Below are 18015 nucleotides of genomic sequence, written 5' to 3'. Positions count from 1 at the left end.
GGCGTCAAAAGCGCCCATTTTTTCTCGCCTGCCCGCCCTACCCCCCGTCAACCCGAGGATTTCTCATGCCGAAACAACGCATTTCCCCGACCCTGCTGGCGCTCGCACTGGCTGCGGCCTTCCCGATGCAGGCCGCCGTGGCCCAGACCGCGCCGGCGTCGGAAGCCAAGAAGGACGTGAGTCAATTGGAGGCCGTCATCGTGACCGGCAGCCGCCGCGCCGAGAACCTGAAGGAAGTGCCGCTGTCGATCTCGGCGATCAAGTCCGAGGAACTGGACACCTACAACGCCAGCGGCCAGGACGTGCGCGCGCTGTCGGGCCGTGTGCCCAGCCTGAACATCGAATCGGACTACGGCCGCACCTTCCCGCGTTTCTATGTGCGCGGCCTGGGCAACACCGACTTCGACATGAATGCGTCCCAGCCCGTGGGCCTGGTCTATGACGACGTCGTGCAGGAAAGCATCGCGCTGAAGGGCTTCCCGGTCTTCGACATGGAGCAGGTCGAACTGCTGCGCGGCCCGCAGGGCACGCTCTTCGGCCGCAACTCGCCGGCCGGCGTCATGAAGTTCGACTCGGCCAAGCCGACCAAGCGCCTGGAAGGCTTCGCCAACTTCAGCTACGGCCGCTGGAACTCCGCCAACCTGGAAGCCGCCGTCAACGTACCGCTGAGCCAGGACTGGCAGATGCGCGTCGCCGGCATCGTCCAGCGCCAGGACAACCGCGTGCACAACCCGGTGGCTGACGCGACGCCCGACCTCGAGGGCTACAACGACAAGGCGGTGCGCCTGCAGGCCGCCTACAAGAACGGCAACTTCTCGGGCCTGTTCAAGGTCCAGGCCCGCGACTTCAAGGGCACGGCCACCACCTTCCGCGCCAACATCATGAAGCGCGGCGCCAACGACCTGGTCGACGGCTACGACGACGCCAGCTACCCCACCGACGGCTACAACTCGCAGACGCTGAAGTCCAGCGAAGTCAGCGCGCGCCTGCGCTGGGACTTCGACGGCGTGTCGCTGTACTCCATCACCGCCCACGACCGCGCCAAGTTCTACAGCCGCGGCGATGTGGACGGCGGCTTCGGCAGCCGCTTCGGCGGCATCCCGGATGGCCCTAAGTACTACCCGTCGGGCTCGACGACGCCCTACCCGTCCGTCATTCCGTTTGACGCCCAGACGGCCGATGGCATCCCGACGCTGCGCCAGACGACGCAGGAATTCCGCCTGCAGTCCAACACCAGCGACCCGCTGCAGTGGATCGCCGGCCTGTACTACTTCAACGAGAAGCTGCAGGTGGACAGCTTCAACTTCGACAGCTTCGCCGCCGGTGACCCGCAGAACGGTTATGCCGTGCAGCACCAGACGGCCAAATCCTGGGCCGCATTCGGCAACGTGAACTTCGCCGTCACGCCGGACTTCAAGATCCGCGGCGGCGTTCGCTACACCAACGACAAGAAGGACTTCGACGCCATCCGCACCTGGACGCCGGGCAAGGCCAACAACGTCGACGTCATCGGCCCGTTCTTCGCGTCGCCGAAGTCCACGAACTGGAGCTGGGACCTGGGCGCCAACTACAACCTGGACAAGTCCACCAGCCTGTTCGCGCGCGTCGCCACCGGCTACCGTGCGCCGTCCATCCAGGGCCGCGTGCTGTTCGGTGATGCGATCTCGATCGCCAATTCCGAGAAGGTGCTGTCCGTCGAAGCCGGCTTCAAGGCCGACCTGCTGGACAACACCGCCCGCATCAGCGGCACGGTGTTCAAGTACCGCGTGAAGGACATGCAGCTGACCGCTGGCTCGGGCTCCACCAACCAGAACCGCCTGGTCAACGCCGCCAAGGCCGAGGGCCAAGGCTTCGAGCTGGATGCGCAGGCCATCATCGCCCGCGACTGGCGCACGACGCTGGGCTTCTCGTACAACGACACGAAGATCAAGGACGCCAACCTGTTCGTGCAGCCCTGCGGCAACGCCAACTTCCAGTTCCTGGAAGCCAACACCGGTTGCACGGTGCTGGACCCGGCAGGCCCGCTGGCCGGCACCGTCAGCATCAACGGCAACCCGCTACCGCGCGCGCCCAAGGTCACCTGGAACTGGACGCTGAAGTACAGCACCGAGATCGGCGCCGGCGAACTGACCGTGCTGACCGACTGGGCCTACAAGGACAAGTACAACATGTTCCTGTACGAGGCCGTCGAGTACAAGGCCAAGTCGGCCCTGGAAGGCGGCCTGCGCGTGGGCTACGGCTGGAACAACGGCAAGTACGAGGTGGCGGCCTATTCCCGCAACATCACCAACCACCGCCAGGTCGTCGCCGCCATCGACTTCGACAACCTGACCGGCATCGTCAACGAGCCGCGCAGCTACGGCGTGCAGTTCAAGGCATCGTTCTAAGACGCACTGCGGGACTAGCGCCGGACCGCTCCCAAGCCGGCCCGCCCGAGGGGCTCACAAGCCCGCCGGTGTAAACGAGTAGAGGCCTGACCCGTTCTAGGGGTCAGGCCTCTTTTTTTGACCCCTAGAATCTTTGTCACATGTCTGCCGCCGCCGATCCGCTCGCCCAGTCCTTCGTCGCCTTTGCCGTGGAGGCCGGTGTGCTGCGCTTCGGCGAGTTCAAGACCAAGGCCGGCCGACTCAGCCCGTACTTCTTCAACGCCGGGCTGTTCGACGACGGCGCCAAGCTGGGTCGCCTGGCGGGCTTCTATGCCGAGCGCCTGATCGCGTCGGACCTGGCCTTCGACATGATCTTCGGCCCCGCCTACAAAGGCATCACGCTGGCCGCGGCGGTGTCGATGGAGCTGGCGCGGCGCGGCCGCAATGTGCCGTTTGCCTACAACCGCAAGGAAGCCAAGGACCACGGCGAAGGCGGCACGCTGGTCGGCGCACCGGTCAAGGGCCGCGTGCTGATCATCGACGACGTGATCTCCGCCGGCACCTCGGTGCGCGAGTCCATCCAGATGATCGAGGCCGCCGGTGCCACCCCTTGCGGCGTGTCCATTGCGCTAGACCGCCAGGAGAAGGCGGCCGAGAGTGGCGTCGACAGCCCGCAGTCCGCCGTGCAGCAGGTGCAGCAGCGCTACGGCCTGCCCGTCGTCGCCATCGCCGGCCTGGCCGACCTGCTGGCCTTTCTCGACGGCGCGCCCGAACTGGCCGCGCACCGCCCGGCCGTGCTGGCCTACCGAGAGCGTTACGGCGTCTGATGCGCGCGCTGCCCGTCGTTGCCGGACTGTTCATCGCCAGCGCCGCGCTGGCGCAGGACGGCGCGCCCGCCAAGGGCATCTACACCTGCACGACCGCTGACGGTCGCAAGCTCACGGGCGACCGACCCATCCCCGAATGCACCGCGCGCGAGCAGCGCGTGCTGAACCCCGACGGCTCGCAGCGCACGACGCTGCCGCCCTTCCTCAGCCCCGAGGAGCGCACCGCCAAGGAAGCCGCCGACCGCCGCGCCGCGGCCGACCGCATCGCCCAGCTGGACGCCATCCGCCGCGACCGCACGCTGATGCAGCGCTACCCGACCGAGGCGGCGCACCAGCGCGCGCGCAACACCGCGCTGGACGACGCCAGCAAGGCCACCAAGATCTCCGAGCGCCGCATCAAGGACCTGAACCAGGAGCGCAAGCCGCTGCTGGACGAGGCCGAGTTCTACAAGGGCCGCCCGCTGCCGGGCAAGCTCAAGCAGGCGCTCGATGCGAACGACGCGAGCATCGAGGCCCAGCAGGTGCTCGTCGAGAACCAGAAGGCCGAGATCGTGCGCATCAATGCGCGCTTCGACGCCGAGCTGGCGCGGCTGAAGAAGCTCTGGGCCGGTGCCACGCCGGGCTCCATGCCGCCGCTGGGCGAGTTGCAGAAGACGGTCCCCGCGACGACGCCGAAGCCCGGCGCCTCCAAGTAGCGCCGGGATCGGCGATCAGCCGAGCTTCTTCTTCAGCAGCTCGTTCACCAGGGCCGGGTTGGCCTTGCCCTTGGTTGCCTTCATCGCCTGACCGACCAGCGCGTTGAACGCCTTGTCCTTGCCGGCGCGGAATTCGTCGACGGACTTCTGGTTGGCGGCCAGCACCTCGTCGAGGATGGCCTCGATGGCACCGGTGTCGCTGACCTGCTTCAGGCCCTTGGACTCGATGACGGCGTCCACGTCCGTGGCCTCGCCAGACCACAGCGACTCGAACACCTGCTTGGCGGCGTTGTTCGAGATCGTGCCGTCGGCAATGCGCGCGATCAGCCGGCCGAGCAGCGCGGGGCCGACCGGGGCGGTGTCGATCTCGCCGTCTTCCGAGTTCAACCGACGAGAAATCTCGCCCATCACCCAGTTCGCGACCAGCTTGGGCGCGGCGCCCGCGGCCTTCGCGGCCTCGTAGTAGCGCGCCGTCGCCAGGCTCTGCGTCATCATCGTCGCGTCATAGGCCGGCAGGCCATCGACACTCTCGAAGCGCGCCGCCATCACGCGCGGCAGCTCGGGCATCTCGCCCTTCACGCGCTCCACCCACTCGGGCGCGATGACCAGCGGCGGCAGGTCGGGGTCGGGGAAGTAGCGGTAGTCGGCCGAGTCCTCCTTGCTGCGCATCGCGCGGGTCTCGCCGGTGTCCGGGTTGTAGAGGATGGTCGCTTGGCTGATTCTGCGGCCATCCTCGATCTCGTCAATCTGCCAGTTGACCTCGTAGTTCACCGCGTCGACGAGGAAGCGGAAGCTGTTGAGGTTCTTGATCTCGCGGCGCGTGCCATAGGGCTCGCCGGGCTTGCGCACCGACACGTTGACGTCGCAGCGGAACGAGCCTTCCTGCATGTTGCCGTCGCAGATGCCCAGCCACATCACCAGCGCGTGCAGCGTCTTGGCGTACTCCGCCGCTTCGGCGGCCGAGCGCATGTCGGGCTCGGAGACGATCTCCAGCAGCGGCGTGCCGGCGCGGTTCAGGTCGATGCCCGACTGGCCGTGATAGTCCTCGTGCAGGCTCTTGCCCGCGTCTTCTTCCAGGTGGGCACGGGTCAGGTTGACCTTGTGCTTCACGTCGCCGACAAAGAACTCCACCGCGCCGCCCTGCACGACGGGGATCTCGAACTGGCTGATCTGGTAGCCCTTGGGCAGGTCCGGGTAGAAGTAGTTCTTGCGCGCAAAGATGGACAGCGGCGCGACCTTGGCGCCGACGGCCAGGCCAAAGCGGATGGCCCGCTCGACGGCCGCGCGGTTCAGCACCGGCAGCGTGCCGGGCAGGGCCAGGTCCACCGGCGACGCCTGCGTGTTGGGCGCCGCGCCGAAGGCGGTCGAGCTGCCGCTGAAGATCTTGCTCTGCGTCGAGAGCTGGACGTGGTTCTCGAGGCCGATGACGACCTCGTAGCCGCGGATGAGTTTGGACGTGGGCATGTTCAGAGACTCCGCAGAGCCGCCTCAAGGAGGCTCGCGCCCCCTTGGGGGGCAGCGAACAAAGTGAGCGTGGGGGTCATCAATATCCTGCCGGGGCGCGCTGGTGCCAGTCGGTCGCCTGCTGGAGGGCGTGCGCGGCGTGCAGCAGCTGCCCTTCCTTGAAGTAGTTGCCGATCAGCTGCAGGCCGACCGGCATGCCGCCTTCACCCGCGCCCACCGGCACGCTCATGCCGGGCAGGCCGGCGAGAGACCCGGGCAGCGTGAAGATGTCGGCCAGGTAGGCCTGTGTTGGGTCGTCGGCGCCGGTGCCGGCGGCCCAGGCGACGGTGGGCGCCACCGGGCCGGCGATCAGGTCGCACTGCTTGAAGCACTGCTGGAAGTCGTCCGCGATCATGCGGCGCAGCTTCTGCGCCTGCAGGTAGTAGGCGTCGTAGTAGCCGTGGCTCAGCACATAGCTGCCGATCATGATGCGGCGCTTGACCTCGGCGCCGAAGCCCTCGGCGCGCGTCTTCTTGTACATGTCCAGCAGGTCGTCGTACTGGGCAGCACGGTGGCCGAACTTGACACCGTCGAAGCGGGAGAGGTTGGAGCTCGCCTCCGCCGGAGCAATGATGTAGTAGACGGGGATGGCCAGCTCGGTGCGCGGCAGGCTGACGTCCACCAGCGTGGCGCCCAGCTTCTCCAGCTCGGCCAGGCCGGCGCGCACGGCAGCGTTCACGTCGGCGGACAGGCCGGCCGGGAAGAACTCGCGCGGCAGGCCGATGCGCAGGCCCTTCAGCGGCTGCGCAGCCGTGGCGCCGTCGCGGGCCACCAGCATCTGCGCGTGGAAGTCCTGCGGCGGCTGCTGCACGCTGGTCGCGTCGCGTTCGTCGAAGCCGCTCATGGCCGACAGCAGCAGCGCGCAGTCCTCGGCCGAGCGGGCCATCGGGCCGGCCTGGTCCAGGCTGGAAGCGAAGGCGATCATGCCGTAGCGGGAGCAGACGCCGTAGGTCGGCTTGATGCCGGTGATGCCGGTGAAGCTGGCCGGTTGGCGGATGGAGCCGCCGGTGTCGGTGCCGGTGGTGCCAGGCACCAGGCGGGCTGCGACGGCCACCGCCGAGCCGCCGGACGAGCCGCCGGGCACGCGGGACATGTCCCACGGGTTGTGGGCCGGGCCGAAGGCGCTGTTCTCGTTGGCCGAGCCCATCGCGAACTCGTCGCAGTTCAGCTTGCCCAGCGCCACCGTGCCGGCGGCGTTCAGCCGGGCGACGACGGTCGCGTCGAACGGGCTGCGGTAGCCGGCCAGGATCTTGGAGCCGGCCGTCGTCGGCATGTCGGCCGTGACGTAGATGTCCTTGTGCGCGATCGGCACGCCGGTCAGCGGGCTGGCGTTGCCGGCGGCGAGAACGGCGTCGGCCGCGCTCGCGCGGGCCAGCGCGCCGTCGGCGTCGACATGCAGGAAGGCACCCAGCTTTTCGTGGGCGGCGATGCGCGCCAGCAGGCCTTGCGTGACTTCACGGCTGGAAACGGCACGGCTCTTCAAGGCGCTGGCCAGCTCGGCCACGCCCATGTCGTGAACGGCGTTCATTCGATGACCTTGGGAACGAGGAAGAGGCCGTCCTCGACGGCCGGGGCGCTCTGCTGGTTGCGCTCGCGCTGGTTGCTTTCGGTGACAACGTCGTCACGCAGGCGCAACTGCACTTGCTGGATGGCCGACAGCGGCGTGTACAGCGGCTCGACGCCGGCGGTGTCGACGGCGCTCATCTGGTCCACGATCTTGAAAAAATCGTTCAAGTTGCCGAGCAGCGCTTGCGACTCGGCCGGTTGAAGCTCCAGGCGGGCCAGATTCGCAATGCGGCTCACATCATCGAGGGTGAGGCTCATGGGGTCGTTTTCAGGTGTAAGGATTGAGCCGAAAACCCAGTAGCGGCGGGCTCAAAACGAAGGGGTTCGGTTATTATCGCCGCCCATCTTCATGGCCTTCGGGGCTGCTCATTCAGCGACTGATTTCGTCGCCGGCGGGGCGGCCTCGCTGCTTATAAGCCCCCCCGATTTCGAGCCGCGCCCCGCCGGCGAGGCTCCTTCCGCGCCCCACCATGTTCGCCTCCCTGCGCCGCTATTTCTCGACCGACCTCGCCATCGACCTTGGCACCGCCAACACCCTGATCTACGTGCGCGGCAAGGGCATCGTCCTCGACGAGCCCTCGGTGGTCTCCATCCGCCACGAAGGCGGCCCCAACGGCAAGAAAACCATCCAGGCCGTCGGCCGCGAGGCCAAGGCGATGCTGGGCAAGGTGCCCGGCAACATCGAGGCCATCCGGCCGATGAAGGACGGCGTCATCGCCGACTTCACGGTCACCGAGCAGATGCTCAAGCAGTTCATCAAGATGGTCCACGACTCGAAGACGTTCAAGCCGTCGCCGAGGATCATCATCTGCGTGCCTTGCGGCTCCACCCAGGTGGAGCGCCGCGCAATCCGCGAATCGGCGCTGGGCGCCGGCGCCAGCGAGGTCTACCTGATCGAGGAACCGATGGCCGCCGCGATCGGCGCCGGCCTGCCCGTCAGTGAAGCCTCGGGCTCGATGGTCGTCGACATCGGCGGCGGCACGACCGAAGTCGGCGTCATCTCGCTGGGCGGCATGGTCTACAAGGGCTCGGTGCGCGTCGGCGGCGACAAGTTCGACGAAGCCATCATCAACTACATCCGCCGCAACTACGGCATGTTGATCGGCGAGCCCACGGCCGAGGCGATCAAGAAGAACATCGGCAGCGCCTTCCCCGGCTCAGAGGTCAAGGAGATGGAGGTCAAGGGCCGCAACCTCTCCGAAGGCGTGCCGCGCAGCTTCACGATCTCGTCCAACGAGATCCTGGAAGCCCTCACCGACCCGCTGAACCAGATCGTCTCCGCCGTGAAGAACGCGCTGGAGCAAACGCCGCCCGAGCTGGGCGCCGACATCGCCGAGCGCGGCATGATGCTGACCGGCGGCGGCGCGCTGCTGCGCGACCTGGACCGCCTGCTGGGCGAGGAGACCGGCCTGCCGGTGCTGGTGGCCGAAGACCCGCTGACCTGCGTGGTGCGCGGTTGCGGCATGGCGCTGGAGCGCATGGAACGTCTCGGTTCCATCTTCACCTCGGAATGAGCCGCCCCACCTTCATCTGAAGCGCCAGGCGCGCAATGCCCCTCGGCACCCTCGACCGCACACCCCCGCCGTTCTTCCGGCAAGGCCCGTCGGCGCTGACCAAGCTCGCGCTGTGCTCGGCCCTGGCGCTGCTGCTGATGGTGGCCGACGCGCGCTTTCGGCTGATGGCCCCGGCCCGCGCCGCGCTGGCCCTGGTGCTGCACCCGGTGCAGCGCCTGCTGCTGACGCCGGTCGACGCCTGGGAGACGGCCGGCGACTATCTGCGCGGCACGCAGCGCGCGATGGAAGCCGAAGACCAGGCGCGGCGCCAGCTCACGGCCCAGGCCGAGCGCCTGTCGCGCGCCGAGGCGTTGCAGGCCGAGAACGACCGCCTGCGCAAGCTGCTGGACCTGCGGCCCGCGCTGAGCGTGCCGTCCATCTCCGCCGAGGTGCTGTTCGAGGCGCCGGACCCGTTCTCCCGCCGCGTCGTCATCGACCGCGGTGCGACGCAGGGCGTGGCGGCCGGCTCGCCGGTCATCAACGAGGCCGGCGTGCTGGGCCAGGTGACACGCGTCTACCCGCTGTCCGCCGAGGTGACGCTGCTGACCGACAAGGACGCGGCCATCCCGCTCTTGAACGCGCGCACGCAGATGCGCAACGCCGCCGCCGGCCGGGCGGATGGTTCCGGCATGGAACTGCGCTTCCTGGCCGCGAACGCGGACGTGAAGGCCGGTGACCTGATGACGACCTCCGGGCTGGACGGCGTCTACCCGCCGGGCCTGCCGGTGGCCAAGGTCAGCGTCGTCGAGCGGCGCGGCGATTCCAGCTTCGCGCAGGTGCTGTTGGCGCCCATCGCCCAGCCCGACAGCGCCCGCCACGTGCTCGTGCTGCAGCCCCAGGATCGCCACGTCGCCGCCAAGAAGGAGTCCGAGGTCGCCGCAGTCGCTGAAGCGGCTTCGGCCGCGGAAGCCAAGGCCGCGGCACGGGCCGTGAAGAAGGCCGAGAAGGCTGAGAAAGCCGCGGCCAAGGCAGCCAGTGCGGCATCGGGAGCCAAGCCATGATCATGCTGGGATGCCAGCCCCTCGCCGCTTCGCGGCGGCCCGGCGCGCGGCCGGAAGGGAGCGCGTCATGATCATGCCGCGCGCCGCCGACCAGTTGCTGCTGCCGGCCAACCCCTGGTTCATCGGCTTCACGCTGCTGGTCGCGCTGATGGCCGACATGGTGCCCATGGGCCGCCTGGCCGCGATGCCGGACGTGCTGGCCGTCGTGCTGGTGTTCTGGGGCGTGCACCAGCCGCGCCGCATCGGCGTGCTGTGGGCCTTCATCTTCGGGCTGCTGATCGACGTGCATGACGGCGCGCTGCTGGGCCAGCACGCGCTCGCCTACAGCGGCCTGAGCTTCGGCGCGATCACGCTGCACCGCCGCCTGCCGTGGTTCTCGCTGGGGGCGCAGGCGATCCAGGTGCTGCCGCTGTTCTTCGGCGCCCATGTGCTGGCGCTGGTCGTGCGCATGGCGGTCGGCGGCATGTGGCCGGGCTGGGGCGTGCTGCTGGCGCCGGTGTTCGAGGCGCTGCTGTGGCCGGTGGCCAGCGTGCTGCTGCTGGCGCCGCAACGCCGCGCGCCGGACCGCGACGCCCACCGACCCCTATAGCACCCCGTGGTCGTCCTCAAGAACCTCCACCAGGAGCTGTCACGCTTCCGGCTTCGCGTGCTGGCCGCGGGCGCCTTCGTGCTGTTCTGCTTCGGGCTGCTGGTCACGCGGCTGGTGTGGCTGCAGGTGGTGCAGTACGACAGCTTTGCCGAGCGTGCCGAGTCCAACCGCATCGCCATCGTGCCCATCGTGCCCAACCGCGGCCTCATCAAGGACCGCAACGGCGTCGTGCTGGCCAGTAACTACTCGGCCTACACGCTGGAGATCAACCCCGAGAAGGTGGTCGACCTCGATGGCGTCATCGAGGCGCTGGGCCAGGTCATCGAGATACAGCCCCGCGACAAGCGCCGCTTCAAGCGCCTGCTGGAAGAGGCCAAGCACACCGATTCCCTGCCCATCCGCACCAAGCTGACGGACGAGGAGGTCGCCCGCTTCACGGCGCAGCGCTTTCGCTTCCCCGGCGTCGAGATCAAGGCCCGGCTGTTCCGCAGCTATCCGCTCGGCGACGTCGGCGCCCACCTGATCGGCTACATCGGCCGCATCAACCAGGCCGAGAAGAAGCAGATGGACGAGTGGGAGGAGGAAGACCTCGCCAATTACCGCGGCACCGAGTACATCGGCAAGCTGGGCCTGGAGCAGGCCTACGAGAAGGAGCTGCACGGCGCCACCGGCTTCGAGCAGGTCGAGACCAGCGCCGGTGGCCGTGCGGTGCGTCGCCTGGACCACAAGCCGCCCACGCCCGGCAACACGCTGAACCTGTCCATCGACATCAAGCTGCAGGCCCTGGTCGAGCGCCTGTTCGGCGAGCGCCGCGGCGCGCTGGTGGCCATCGACCCGCGCAACGGCGAGGTGCTGGCCTTCGTCTCCAAACCCACCTTCGACCCCAACCTGTTCGTCGACGGCATCGACGCCGATTCCTGGCGCGAGCTGAACGAGGACATCGACAAGCCGCTGCTGAACCGGGCCCTGCGCGGCACCTACCCGCCCGGCTCCACGTACAAGCCGCTGATGGCCATGGCCGCGCTGAACAGCGGCAAGCGCGCGCCCGGCACGGTCATCATGGACAACCTGACCTACAGCTTCGGCGGTCGCACCTTCGGCAGCCCCGAGACCGACCGCGCCGGCCCCAAGGACATGCGCCTGGCCATCGTCACGTCATCCAACGTCTACTTCTACAGCCTGGCCAACGAGATGGGCGTGGACCTGATCCATGACCAGCTGGAACCCTTCGGCCTGGGCCGCAAGACCGACATCGACGTGCAGGGCGAGGTCACCGGCGTGCTGCCGTCGCAGGCCTGGAAGCGCCGGTACTTCGCCAGGAGCCCGGCCAACCAGAAGTGGTTCCCCGGCGAGACCATCTCGCTGGGCATCGGCCAGGGCTACAACAACTTCACGATGCTGCAGATGGCCACGGCCTACTCGACCATCGCGTCCGGCGGCCAGCGCTACAAGCCGCGCCTGGTGCGCGAGATCGAGGATGTGGTGAAGCACGAGCAGCGCCGCGTGGCCAGCGATGCGCTGGAGCCGCTGCCGCTCAGGCCCGCCGATGTCGCCATCATCCACAACGCGATGAACGGCGTGACGCTGGAGGGCACGTCGCGGCTGGCCTTCCTGAACGCGCCCTACCAGAGCGGCGGCAAGACCGGCACGGCCCAGGCCATCGGCCTGAAGGCGGGCGAGAAGTACAGCAGCATCAAGGCCGACGAGAGGAAGCGCGACCACTCGCTGTACGTCGCCTTCGCGCCCGTGGACCAGCCGCGCGTGGCACTGGCCGTCATCGTCGAGAACGCCGGCTTCGGCTCCATGTCGGCCGCGCCCATCGCCCGCCGCGTGTTCGACTACCTGTTGACGGGCACCTACCCCAGCGAGGAAGACATCGCCAAGACGCAGCTGGGCCAGACCTTCGCGCCCATCGGCACGCCGCGCCGCGCCGTGGATGTGCCACTGCCGGGGCAGGCCGCCTCTGCACCACAGGCAGCCTCAGCCCCCGCCTCGGGAGCCTCACGATGACCGTCATCGAACGCCCGCCGCTGCTGAGCCGGCTGCGCCCCTGGCTCAGCGGCTTCGACATCCCGCTGCTGATCGCCGTGCTGTGGATGTGCGGCTGGGGCCTGCTGTGCATGTACTCGGCCGGTTACGACCACGGCACGCGCTTCGTCGATCACGCGCGCAACATGGTGCTGGCACTGACGCTGATGTTCATCGTCGCCCAGGTGCCGCCGCAGAAGCTGATGGCGCTGGCCATCCCGCTGTACACGCTGGGCGTGGCGCTGCTGATCGCGACGGCGGTGTTCGGCGTCACCAAGAAGGGCGCGACGCGCTGGCTCAGCATCGGCGTCACGCAGATCCAGCCGTCGGAGCTGCTGAAGCTGGCCACACCGCTGATGCTGGCCTGGTGGTTCCAGAAGCGCGAGGGCCTGCTGCGCTGGCCCGACTTCCTTGCCGCCTTCGCGCTGCTGCTGTTGCCCTTCGTGCTGATCGCCAAGCAGCCCGACCTGGGCACCGGCATCCTCGTGCTGGCCGCGGGCCTGTACGTGATCTTCTTCGCCGGCCTGCCGTGGAAGCTCATCCTGCCCGCCGTCGTGCTGGCCGCCGCGGGTGCCACGGCGCTGGTGCTGAGCGAAGACAAGATCTGCGAACCCGACGTGACCTGGCCGGTGCTCAAGCCCTACCAGAAGCACCGCATCTGCACGCTGCTGGACCCGTCCAAGGACCCGCTGGGCAAGGGCTTCCACATCATCCAGGGCGAGATCGCCATCGGCTCCGGCGGCATGACCGGCAAGGGCTTCATGCAGGGCACGCAGACCCACCTGGAGTTCATCCCAGAGCGCACCACCGACTTCATCTTCGCGGCCTTCGGCGAGGAGTTCGGCCTGATGGGCGCGCTGGCGCTGCTGGCCGGCTTCACGGCGCTGATCCTGCGCGGGCTGATGATCGCGTCCGACGCGCCGACGCTGTTCACGCGGCTGATGGCCGGCGCGGTGACGCTGTCCTTCTTCACCTATGTCTTCGTCAACATGGGCATGGTCAGCGGCATCCTGCCCGTCGTGGGCGTGCCGCTGCCCTTCGTCAGCTATGGCGGCACGGCGATGGTGACGCTGGGGTTGAGCCTGGGGCTGCTGCTGTCGATCGCGCGGGTCAAGAAGCTGGTCAAGACGTAGCGATCGCTGCCGCCGGGAAGCGGATCGTGAACCGCGCCCCCGGCCCCTGCCCGTCCGGCGACTCGCCCCCGGCCGCGCGCCGCACGCGCGTGTCATCCAGCGTCAGCTCGGCGTCGTGCTGCTGCACGATCTCCCGCACGATGGCCAGCCCGAGGCCCGAGCCTTCCACACCACTGCCGAGCGACCGGTAGAACGGCTGGAAGACCTTCTCGCGCTCGCCCGGCGCGATGCCGGGCCCGCTGTCCTCGACCTGCAGCACGACGACCTGGCCGAACGGGTCCTCGACGACGCGCACCGTCACCAGGCCGCCGGCTGGCGTGTACAGCAGCGCGTTGTCGACCAGGTTGCGGATCAGCTCGCCCAGCAGCATGGGCTGGCCATGCACGCGCAGCCGGCTGTCGTCGGGCACGACGCCGTCGTAGCCCAGGTCGATGCGCCGCTCCAGCGCGCGCGGCACGAAGTCCCGCACCGTGTCGATGGCGATCCCGGCCAGGTCCACGGGCTCGCGCCGCAGCGCCTGCTCGGCATCCTCGGCGCGCGCCATCGCCAGCAGCTGGTTGACCATGTGCGCCGCACGCTCGCTGGCGCGGGCGATCTGCGCGAGCGAGCGCTTCAGTTCCTCGGGCGACGCACGCCCCGCATCGATCTCACGCTGGATCAGTTCGGCCTGGGTGCGCAGGCCGGCCAGCGGCGTCTTCAGCTGGTGGGCGGCATCGGCCAGGAAATGCTTCTGCCGGCTCATCGACGAGTCCAGCCGCGCCAGCAGGTCGTTGATGGCCTGCACCAGCGGCGCCACCTCGTCGGGCACGCGCTGCTCGTCGATGGGTGACAGGTCCGAGCTTTCCCGCGAGCGGATGCGCCGCTGTAACTCGTTCAGCGGCGAGATGCCGCGCGCCAGTGCCAGCCAGACCAGCAGCACCGCCAGCGGCAGGATGACGAACTGCGGCAGGATGACGCCCTTGATGATCTCGTTCGTCAGCCGGGCGCGCTTGCCCAGCGTCTCGGCGACCTGTACGAGCATGGTCTTCGTCGACCCCGCCTGGCCCTCGGGCGAGATCCACAGATAGGCCACGCGCACGGCCTCGGCGCCCACCTCGTCGTCACGGAAATGCAGCTCCCAGGGCACGACGGGTGCGTCCTCGGTGGGCACGGGCAGCGTCGCGTCGCCGCTGAGCAGTTCGCCACGCTGGCCCAGCACCTGATAGAAGACCGTGTCGGAGGCATCCGCCCGCAACAGCGCCGCAGCCTCGGGCGCCAGCGCATAACGGTCCCGTCCCTTGGCAGGTGCCGACTCCGCCGCCACCTGCAGCCCCAGGCTGCGCGCCATCTCGCCCAGTTCACGGTCATAGGGCCGGCTGGCGATGCCCTGCGCCACCAGCCAGGTCAGCGCGACGCTGATCGGCCAGATCAGCAGCAGCGGCGCGAGCATCCAGTCGAGGATCTCGCCGAACAGCGAGCCCTGCTGCGGGCTGGCGCCGTCCTTGGTCGGCATTTACGCGGGCCGCGGCGCCGGGCCGCTCCCAAGCGAGGCCCGCCCCTCCCGGACGGTCGACCGCACCCGGCCGGCGGGGAGCCTCATGACGCGATCTTTTCCAGGCAGTAGCCGAGGCCGCGCACCGTCGCGATGCGGATCGGCCCCTGCTCGATCTTCTTGCGCAGCCGATGGATGTAGACCTCGATCGCGTTGTTCGACACCTCTTCACCCCACTCGCACAGTCGCTCGACGAGCTGGTCCTTGCTGACCAGCCGCCCGGCGCGCTGCAGCAGCACCTCCAGCAGCGACAGCTCGCGCGCCGACAGCTCCAGCATCTGCTCGTTGATGTAGGCCACGCGGCCGGTGGCGTCAAAGGTCAGCGGCCCATGCTTGATGACGCTGCTGGCCGTGCCCAGCCCGCGCCGGGTCAGCGCGCGCACCCGCGCCTCCAGCTCCTGCAGCGAGAACGGCTTGGCCATGTAGTCATCCGCGCCCAGATCCAGCCCCTTGACGCGCTGCTCCACGCTGTCCGCGGCCGTCAAGATCAACACCGGCATCGTCGAGCCGCGCGCGCGCAGCTTGCGCAACACCTCCAACCCGTGCAGGCGGGGCAGGCCCAGGTCCAGGATGACCAGGTCGAACTCATGCGTGGCCAGCGCCGAGTCGGCCTCGGTGCCCGAGCTGACGCGGTCCACGGCGTAGCCCGATGCGCGCAGCGCGCGCAACAGGCCATCGGCCAGCACTTGGTCGTCTTCCGCAATCAGGATGCGCATGGTCTTGTCTCCTGCGTCGATGTTAGGGGTTGCGCAGATGGCTCACGCCTTGAGCCACCTTCTGCCTAGGATGCTCCTCAATCCTGTGTCCGCTGACTGCCGCGGATCGGGGGACAAACTACTGTACAAACTTACAGCTTGCCCCATAATTCAGCCATTCCCACGGAGATTCGCATGGACGCCCCCGTCAAAGCCCTCAACACCGAAAAAGCCAAGGCCCTGCAGGCCGCCCTCGCCCAGATCGAAAAGCAGTTCGGCAAGGGCTCCATCATGCGTCTGGGTGAAGGCGAGGTCATCGAAGACATCCAGGTCGTGTCCACCGGCTCGCTGGGCCTGGACATCGCGCTGGGCGTCGGTGGCCTGCCGCGCGGCCGCGTCGTCGAGATCTACGGCCCGGAGTCCTCCGGCAAGACCACGCTGACGCTGCAAGTCATCGCCGAGATGCAAAAGCTCGCCGGCACCTGCGCCTTCATCGACGCGGAGCACGCGCTGGACATCCAGTACGCCCAGAAGCTCGGCGTCAACCTGCAGGACTTGCTGATCAGCCAGCCCGACACCGGCGAGCAGGCCCTGGAGATCGTCGACGCGCTGGTGCGCTCCGGCTCGGTGGACCTGATCGTCATCGACTCGGTCGCGGCGCTGACGCCCAAGGCGGAACTCGAAGGCGAGATGGGCGACAGCCTGCCCGGCCTGCAGGCCCGCCTGATGAGCCAGGCGCTGCGCAAGCTGACCGCCACGATCAAGAAGACCAACTGCATGGTCATCTTCATCAACCAGATCCGCATGAAGATCGGCGTCATGTTCGGCTCGCCCGAGACGACCACCGGCGGCAATGCGCTGAAGTTCTACGCCTCCGTGCGCCTGGACATCCGCCGCATCGGCTCCATCAAGAAGGGCGAGGAAGTCATCGGCTCCGAGACCAAGGTCAAGGTCGTCAAGAACAAGGTCAGCCCGCCGTTCAAGACCGCCGAGTTCGACATCCTCTACGGCGAGGGCATCAGCCGCGAGGGCGAGATCGTCGACATGGGCGTCGTCGCCAAGATCGTCGAGAAGTCCGGTTCCTGGTACGCCTACCAGGGCGAGAAGATCGGCCAGGGCAAGGACAACGCGCGCGAGTTCCTGCGCGAGAACGTCGACGTGGCCCGCGAGATCGAGAACAAGATCCGCGAATCGCTGGGTGTGGCCCTGCTGACCACGGCAGCACCGGAATAAGCCCGGGCGGCCGACTGTCGTGGCGCGTGCGCCCCTGTCGCTGAAGGCCAGGGCCATCGGCTTGCTGGCCCAGCGCGAGCAGAGCCGCGCCGAGCTGAGGCGCAAGCTGCTGCGCATCGAGCAGCAGCAACGCGCTCGGCTGGCCGCACAAGCTGATGGAGAAGACGGCGATCCGCCCGACGAGGACGGCTCCGAGGCAGGCGAGAGCGTCGTCGACGCCTTGCTCGACGCCCTGGCCGCGGACGGGTACCTCGATGAAACCCGCTTTGTCGCGTCTCGCCTGCACCTGCGCGCCGACCGCTTTGGCGCGCAGCGCATTCAGCAGGAACTGGCCCAGCATGGGCTGAAGCTGGATGCCGAGCAGCAGGCGTCTCTGCGGGCGACCGAGTTGGAGCGCGCCCGCGAGGTCTGGCAGAAACGTTTTGGCATGGAACCGGCCCGGGAGCCGGCCGAGCAGGCGCGGCAGACGCGTTTCCTGCTGGCGCGGGGATTTGCCCCCGATGTGGTGCGCCGCTTGCTGAGGGCCTAAGGTCGGCTTGACCGAGCACGCAGGGGTCTTTTTCACCCTCCGTGCTACATTGCCGCCTGCTCCAAAACGGCGGTTCACCCGGTTACAAGCCCGCGGCCCATCGGCCACGCAGCTGCAAAAGCTGGTGCGACCACCGTCCCGGCACCGGCCGGGTTGTTCCGCCCCATCCCCGCTCCATGCCCGCCGTCCACCCGTCCATCACGCGCCGCCCGCTGCATCGCCGCGCCCTCGATGTGCAGGTGTTCCTGCGCGATGACGGCTTGTTCGACGTCGAAGCCAGCCTCATCGACACTAAAACGCATGATGTGCCACTGGCCGGCGAAACGCGCCGGGCGGGCGACCCCATCCACGAGATGCGCCTGCACCTGACCGTCGATGCCGCGCTGACGATCACGGCCGCCGCATCCGACACGCTGTGGATGCCCTATCCCGGCGCTTGCAATGAGCACGGCAATGCCTATGCCCAGCTGGTCGGTCTGAATCTGATGAAGGGCTTTCGCCACGCCGTCGCCGAGCGCCTCGGCGGCACGCGCGGCTGTACCCACCTCACGGAGCTGTGCCAGATCCTGCCGACCGCCGTCATCCAGGCGATGGCGGGCTCCGTCATCGACACCCGTGAGGGCGATGCCGCCGGCAACCCGCCCTTCCAGCTCGACCGCTGCCACGCGTTGCGCCGCGACCGCGCCACCGTCGCCCAGTTCTACCCCCGTTGGCATCTGACCCCAGAGCCGGCCTCGACCGCTTCCTGACTTCCTCGACCCGAGAG

16 protein-coding genes are annotated in these 18015 nt (G+C 68.4%); 11 read left to right on the top strand and 5 right to left on the bottom strand.

The genetic code is table 11. The features are described from left to right. Positions 1-65: 65 nt before the first annotated feature. The 3 genes from AC1D29_RS14525 (at position 66) to AC1D29_RS14515 (ending at position 3888) form a co-directional block, all read left to right on the top strand. Positions 66-2387, top strand: coding sequence for a TonB-dependent receptor (locus AC1D29_RS14525; RefSeq protein ID WP_477898510.1), 2322 nt, complete (start codon positions 66-68; stop codon positions 2385-2387). A 140-nt stretch (positions 2388-2527) separates the two neighbouring features. After that, the gene (gene pyrE, locus AC1D29_RS14520) at positions 2528-3193 is read left to right on the top strand and encodes an orotate phosphoribosyltransferase (RefSeq protein ID WP_477898508.1); all 666 of its coding nucleotides are present in this window, start codon (positions 2528-2530) and stop codon (positions 3191-3193) included. Beyond that, positions 3193-3888, top strand: coding sequence for a hypothetical protein (locus AC1D29_RS14515; RefSeq protein ID WP_477898506.1), 696 nt, complete (start codon positions 3193-3195; stop codon positions 3886-3888). The genes pyrE and AC1D29_RS14515 overlap by 1 nt, the downstream gene beginning before the upstream one ends. A gap of 15 nt (positions 3889-3903) precedes the next feature. On the opposite strand, the gene gatB is transcribed toward AC1D29_RS14515, so the two are convergent. The 3 genes from gatB to gatC all read right to left on the bottom strand — a co-directional run bounded on the left by gatB (position 3904) and on the right by gatC (position 7215). After that, a complete protein-coding gene (gatB, locus tag AC1D29_RS14510; RefSeq protein WP_477898504.1) occupies positions 3904-5352 on the bottom strand; it encodes an Asp-tRNA(Asn)/Glu-tRNA(Gln) amidotransferase subunit GatB in 1449 nt (482 codons plus the stop codon). 79 nt (positions 5353-5431) lie between these two features. Further along, the gene (gatA, locus tag AC1D29_RS14505; RefSeq protein WP_477898502.1) at positions 5432-6919 is read right to left on the bottom strand and encodes an Asp-tRNA(Asn)/Glu-tRNA(Gln) amidotransferase subunit GatA; all 1488 of its coding nucleotides are present in this window, start codon (positions 6917-6919) and stop codon (positions 5432-5434) included. Further along, positions 6916-7215, bottom strand: coding sequence for an Asp-tRNA(Asn)/Glu-tRNA(Gln) amidotransferase subunit GatC (gene gatC, locus AC1D29_RS14500; RefSeq protein WP_477898500.1), 300 nt, complete (start codon positions 7213-7215; stop codon positions 6916-6918). Before gatC ends, gatA begins: the two co-directional genes overlap by 4 nt. A 212-nt stretch (positions 7216-7427) precedes the next feature. Here gatC and AC1D29_RS14495 point away from each other — a divergent pair, with 212 nt between their 5' ends. The 5 genes from AC1D29_RS14495 (at position 7428) to rodA (ending at position 13261) form a co-directional block, all read left to right on the top strand. After that, positions 7428-8471, top strand: a complete 1044-nt coding sequence (locus AC1D29_RS14495; RefSeq protein WP_056914135.1) for a rod shape-determining protein — start codon at positions 7428-7430, stop codon at positions 8469-8471. A 35-nt stretch (positions 8472-8506) separates the two neighbouring features. After that, on the top strand, positions 8507-9511 hold the full coding sequence (gene mreC / locus AC1D29_RS14490; RefSeq protein WP_477898498.1) for a rod shape-determining protein MreC: 1005 nt from the start codon (positions 8507-8509) through the stop codon (positions 9509-9511). A gap of 67 nt (positions 9512-9578) precedes the next feature. Beyond that, on the top strand, positions 9579-10100 hold the full coding sequence (gene mreD, locus AC1D29_RS14485) for a rod shape-determining protein MreD (RefSeq protein WP_477898496.1): 522 nt from the start codon (positions 9579-9581) through the stop codon (positions 10098-10100). Positions 10101-10106: 6 nt separating this feature from the next. Continuing rightward, the gene (gene mrdA, locus AC1D29_RS14480) at positions 10107-12110 is read left to right on the top strand and encodes a penicillin-binding protein 2 (RefSeq protein ID WP_477898494.1); all 2004 of its coding nucleotides are present in this window, start codon (positions 10107-10109) and stop codon (positions 12108-12110) included. Continuing rightward, complete coding sequence (gene rodA, locus AC1D29_RS14475) at positions 12107-13261, top strand: rod shape-determining protein RodA (RefSeq protein ID WP_477898492.1); 1155 nt, start codon at positions 12107-12109, stop codon at positions 13259-13261. The genes mrdA and rodA overlap by 4 nt, the downstream gene beginning before the upstream one ends. On the opposite strand, the gene AC1D29_RS14470 is transcribed toward rodA, so the two are convergent. Further along, positions 13251-14753, bottom strand: a complete 1503-nt coding sequence (locus tag AC1D29_RS14470) for a sensor histidine kinase (protein ID WP_477898490.1) — start codon at positions 14751-14753, stop codon at positions 13251-13253. The genes rodA and AC1D29_RS14470 overlap by 11 nt on opposite strands. Positions 14754-14836: 83 nt before the next feature. Further along, the gene (locus tag AC1D29_RS14465; protein WP_457420024.1) at positions 14837-15508 is read right to left on the bottom strand and encodes a response regulator; all 672 of its coding nucleotides are present in this window, start codon (positions 15506-15508) and stop codon (positions 14837-14839) included. 174 nt (positions 15509-15682) lie between these two features. Between AC1D29_RS14465 and recA the strand changes: the two genes are divergently transcribed. The 3 genes from recA to AC1D29_RS14450 all read left to right on the top strand — a co-directional run bounded on the left by recA (position 15683) and on the right by AC1D29_RS14450 (position 17998). After that, the gene (gene recA, locus AC1D29_RS14460) at positions 15683-16720 is read left to right on the top strand and encodes a recombinase RecA (protein ID WP_477898488.1); all 1038 of its coding nucleotides are present in this window, start codon (positions 15683-15685) and stop codon (positions 16718-16720) included. 19 nt (positions 16721-16739) lie between these two features. Continuing rightward, a complete protein-coding gene (locus AC1D29_RS14455; RefSeq protein WP_477898486.1) occupies positions 16740-17249 on the top strand; it encodes a regulatory protein RecX in 510 nt (169 codons plus the stop codon). A 176-nt stretch (positions 17250-17425) separates the two neighbouring features. Continuing rightward, entirely contained in the window at positions 17426-17998 is a 573-nt protein-coding gene (locus tag AC1D29_RS14450; protein WP_477898484.1) for a DUF2889 domain-containing protein, read from the top strand. Positions 17999-18015: the final 17 nt, after the last annotated feature.

This window comes from Roseateles sp. P1_C6, assembly GCF_056406315.1.
The sequence above is the reverse complement of the archived record's forward strand: the minus strand, read 5'-3'. Positions and strand labels throughout refer to the sequence as shown.

Coding starts and splice junctions, on each gene's coding strand:
- AC1D29_RS14525 (WP_477898510.1), top strand. CDS start 66: ATGCCGAAACAACGCATTTCCCCGACCCTGCTGGCGCTCGCACTGGCT.
- pyrE (WP_477898508.1), top strand. CDS start 2,528: ATGTCTGCCGCCGCCGATCCGCTCGCCCAGTCCTTCGTCGCCTTTGCC.
- AC1D29_RS14515 (WP_477898506.1), top strand. CDS start 3,193: ATGCGCGCGCTGCCCGTCGTTGCCGGACTGTTCATCGCCAGCGCCGCG.
- gatB (WP_477898504.1), bottom strand. CDS start 5,352: ATGCCCACGTCCAAACTCATCCGCGGCTACGAGGTCGTCATCGGCCTC.
- gatA (WP_477898502.1), bottom strand. CDS start 6,919: ATGAACGCCGTTCACGACATGGGCGTGGCCGAGCTGGCCAGCGCCTTG.
- gatC (WP_477898500.1), bottom strand. CDS start 7,215: ATGAGCCTCACCCTCGATGATGTGAGCCGCATTGCGAATCTGGCCCGC.
- AC1D29_RS14495 (WP_056914135.1), top strand. CDS start 7,428: ATGTTCGCCTCCCTGCGCCGCTATTTCTCGACCGACCTCGCCATCGAC.
- mreC (WP_477898498.1), top strand. CDS start 8,507: ATGCCCCTCGGCACCCTCGACCGCACACCCCCGCCGTTCTTCCGGCAA.
- mreD (WP_477898496.1), top strand. CDS start 9,579: ATGATCATGCCGCGCGCCGCCGACCAGTTGCTGCTGCCGGCCAACCCC.
- rodA (WP_477898492.1), top strand. CDS start 12,107: ATGACCGTCATCGAACGCCCGCCGCTGCTGAGCCGGCTGCGCCCCTGG.
- AC1D29_RS14470 (WP_477898490.1), bottom strand. CDS start 14,753: ATGCCGACCAAGGACGGCGCCAGCCCGCAGCAGGGCTCGCTGTTCGGC.
- AC1D29_RS14465 (WP_457420024.1), bottom strand. CDS start 15,508: ATGCGCATCCTGATTGCGGAAGACGACCAAGTGCTGGCCGATGGCCTG.
- recA (WP_477898488.1), top strand. CDS start 15,683: ATGGACGCCCCCGTCAAAGCCCTCAACACCGAAAAAGCCAAGGCCCTG.
- AC1D29_RS14450 (WP_477898484.1), top strand. CDS start 17,426: ATGCCCGCCGTCCACCCGTCCATCACGCGCCGCCCGCTGCATCGCCGC.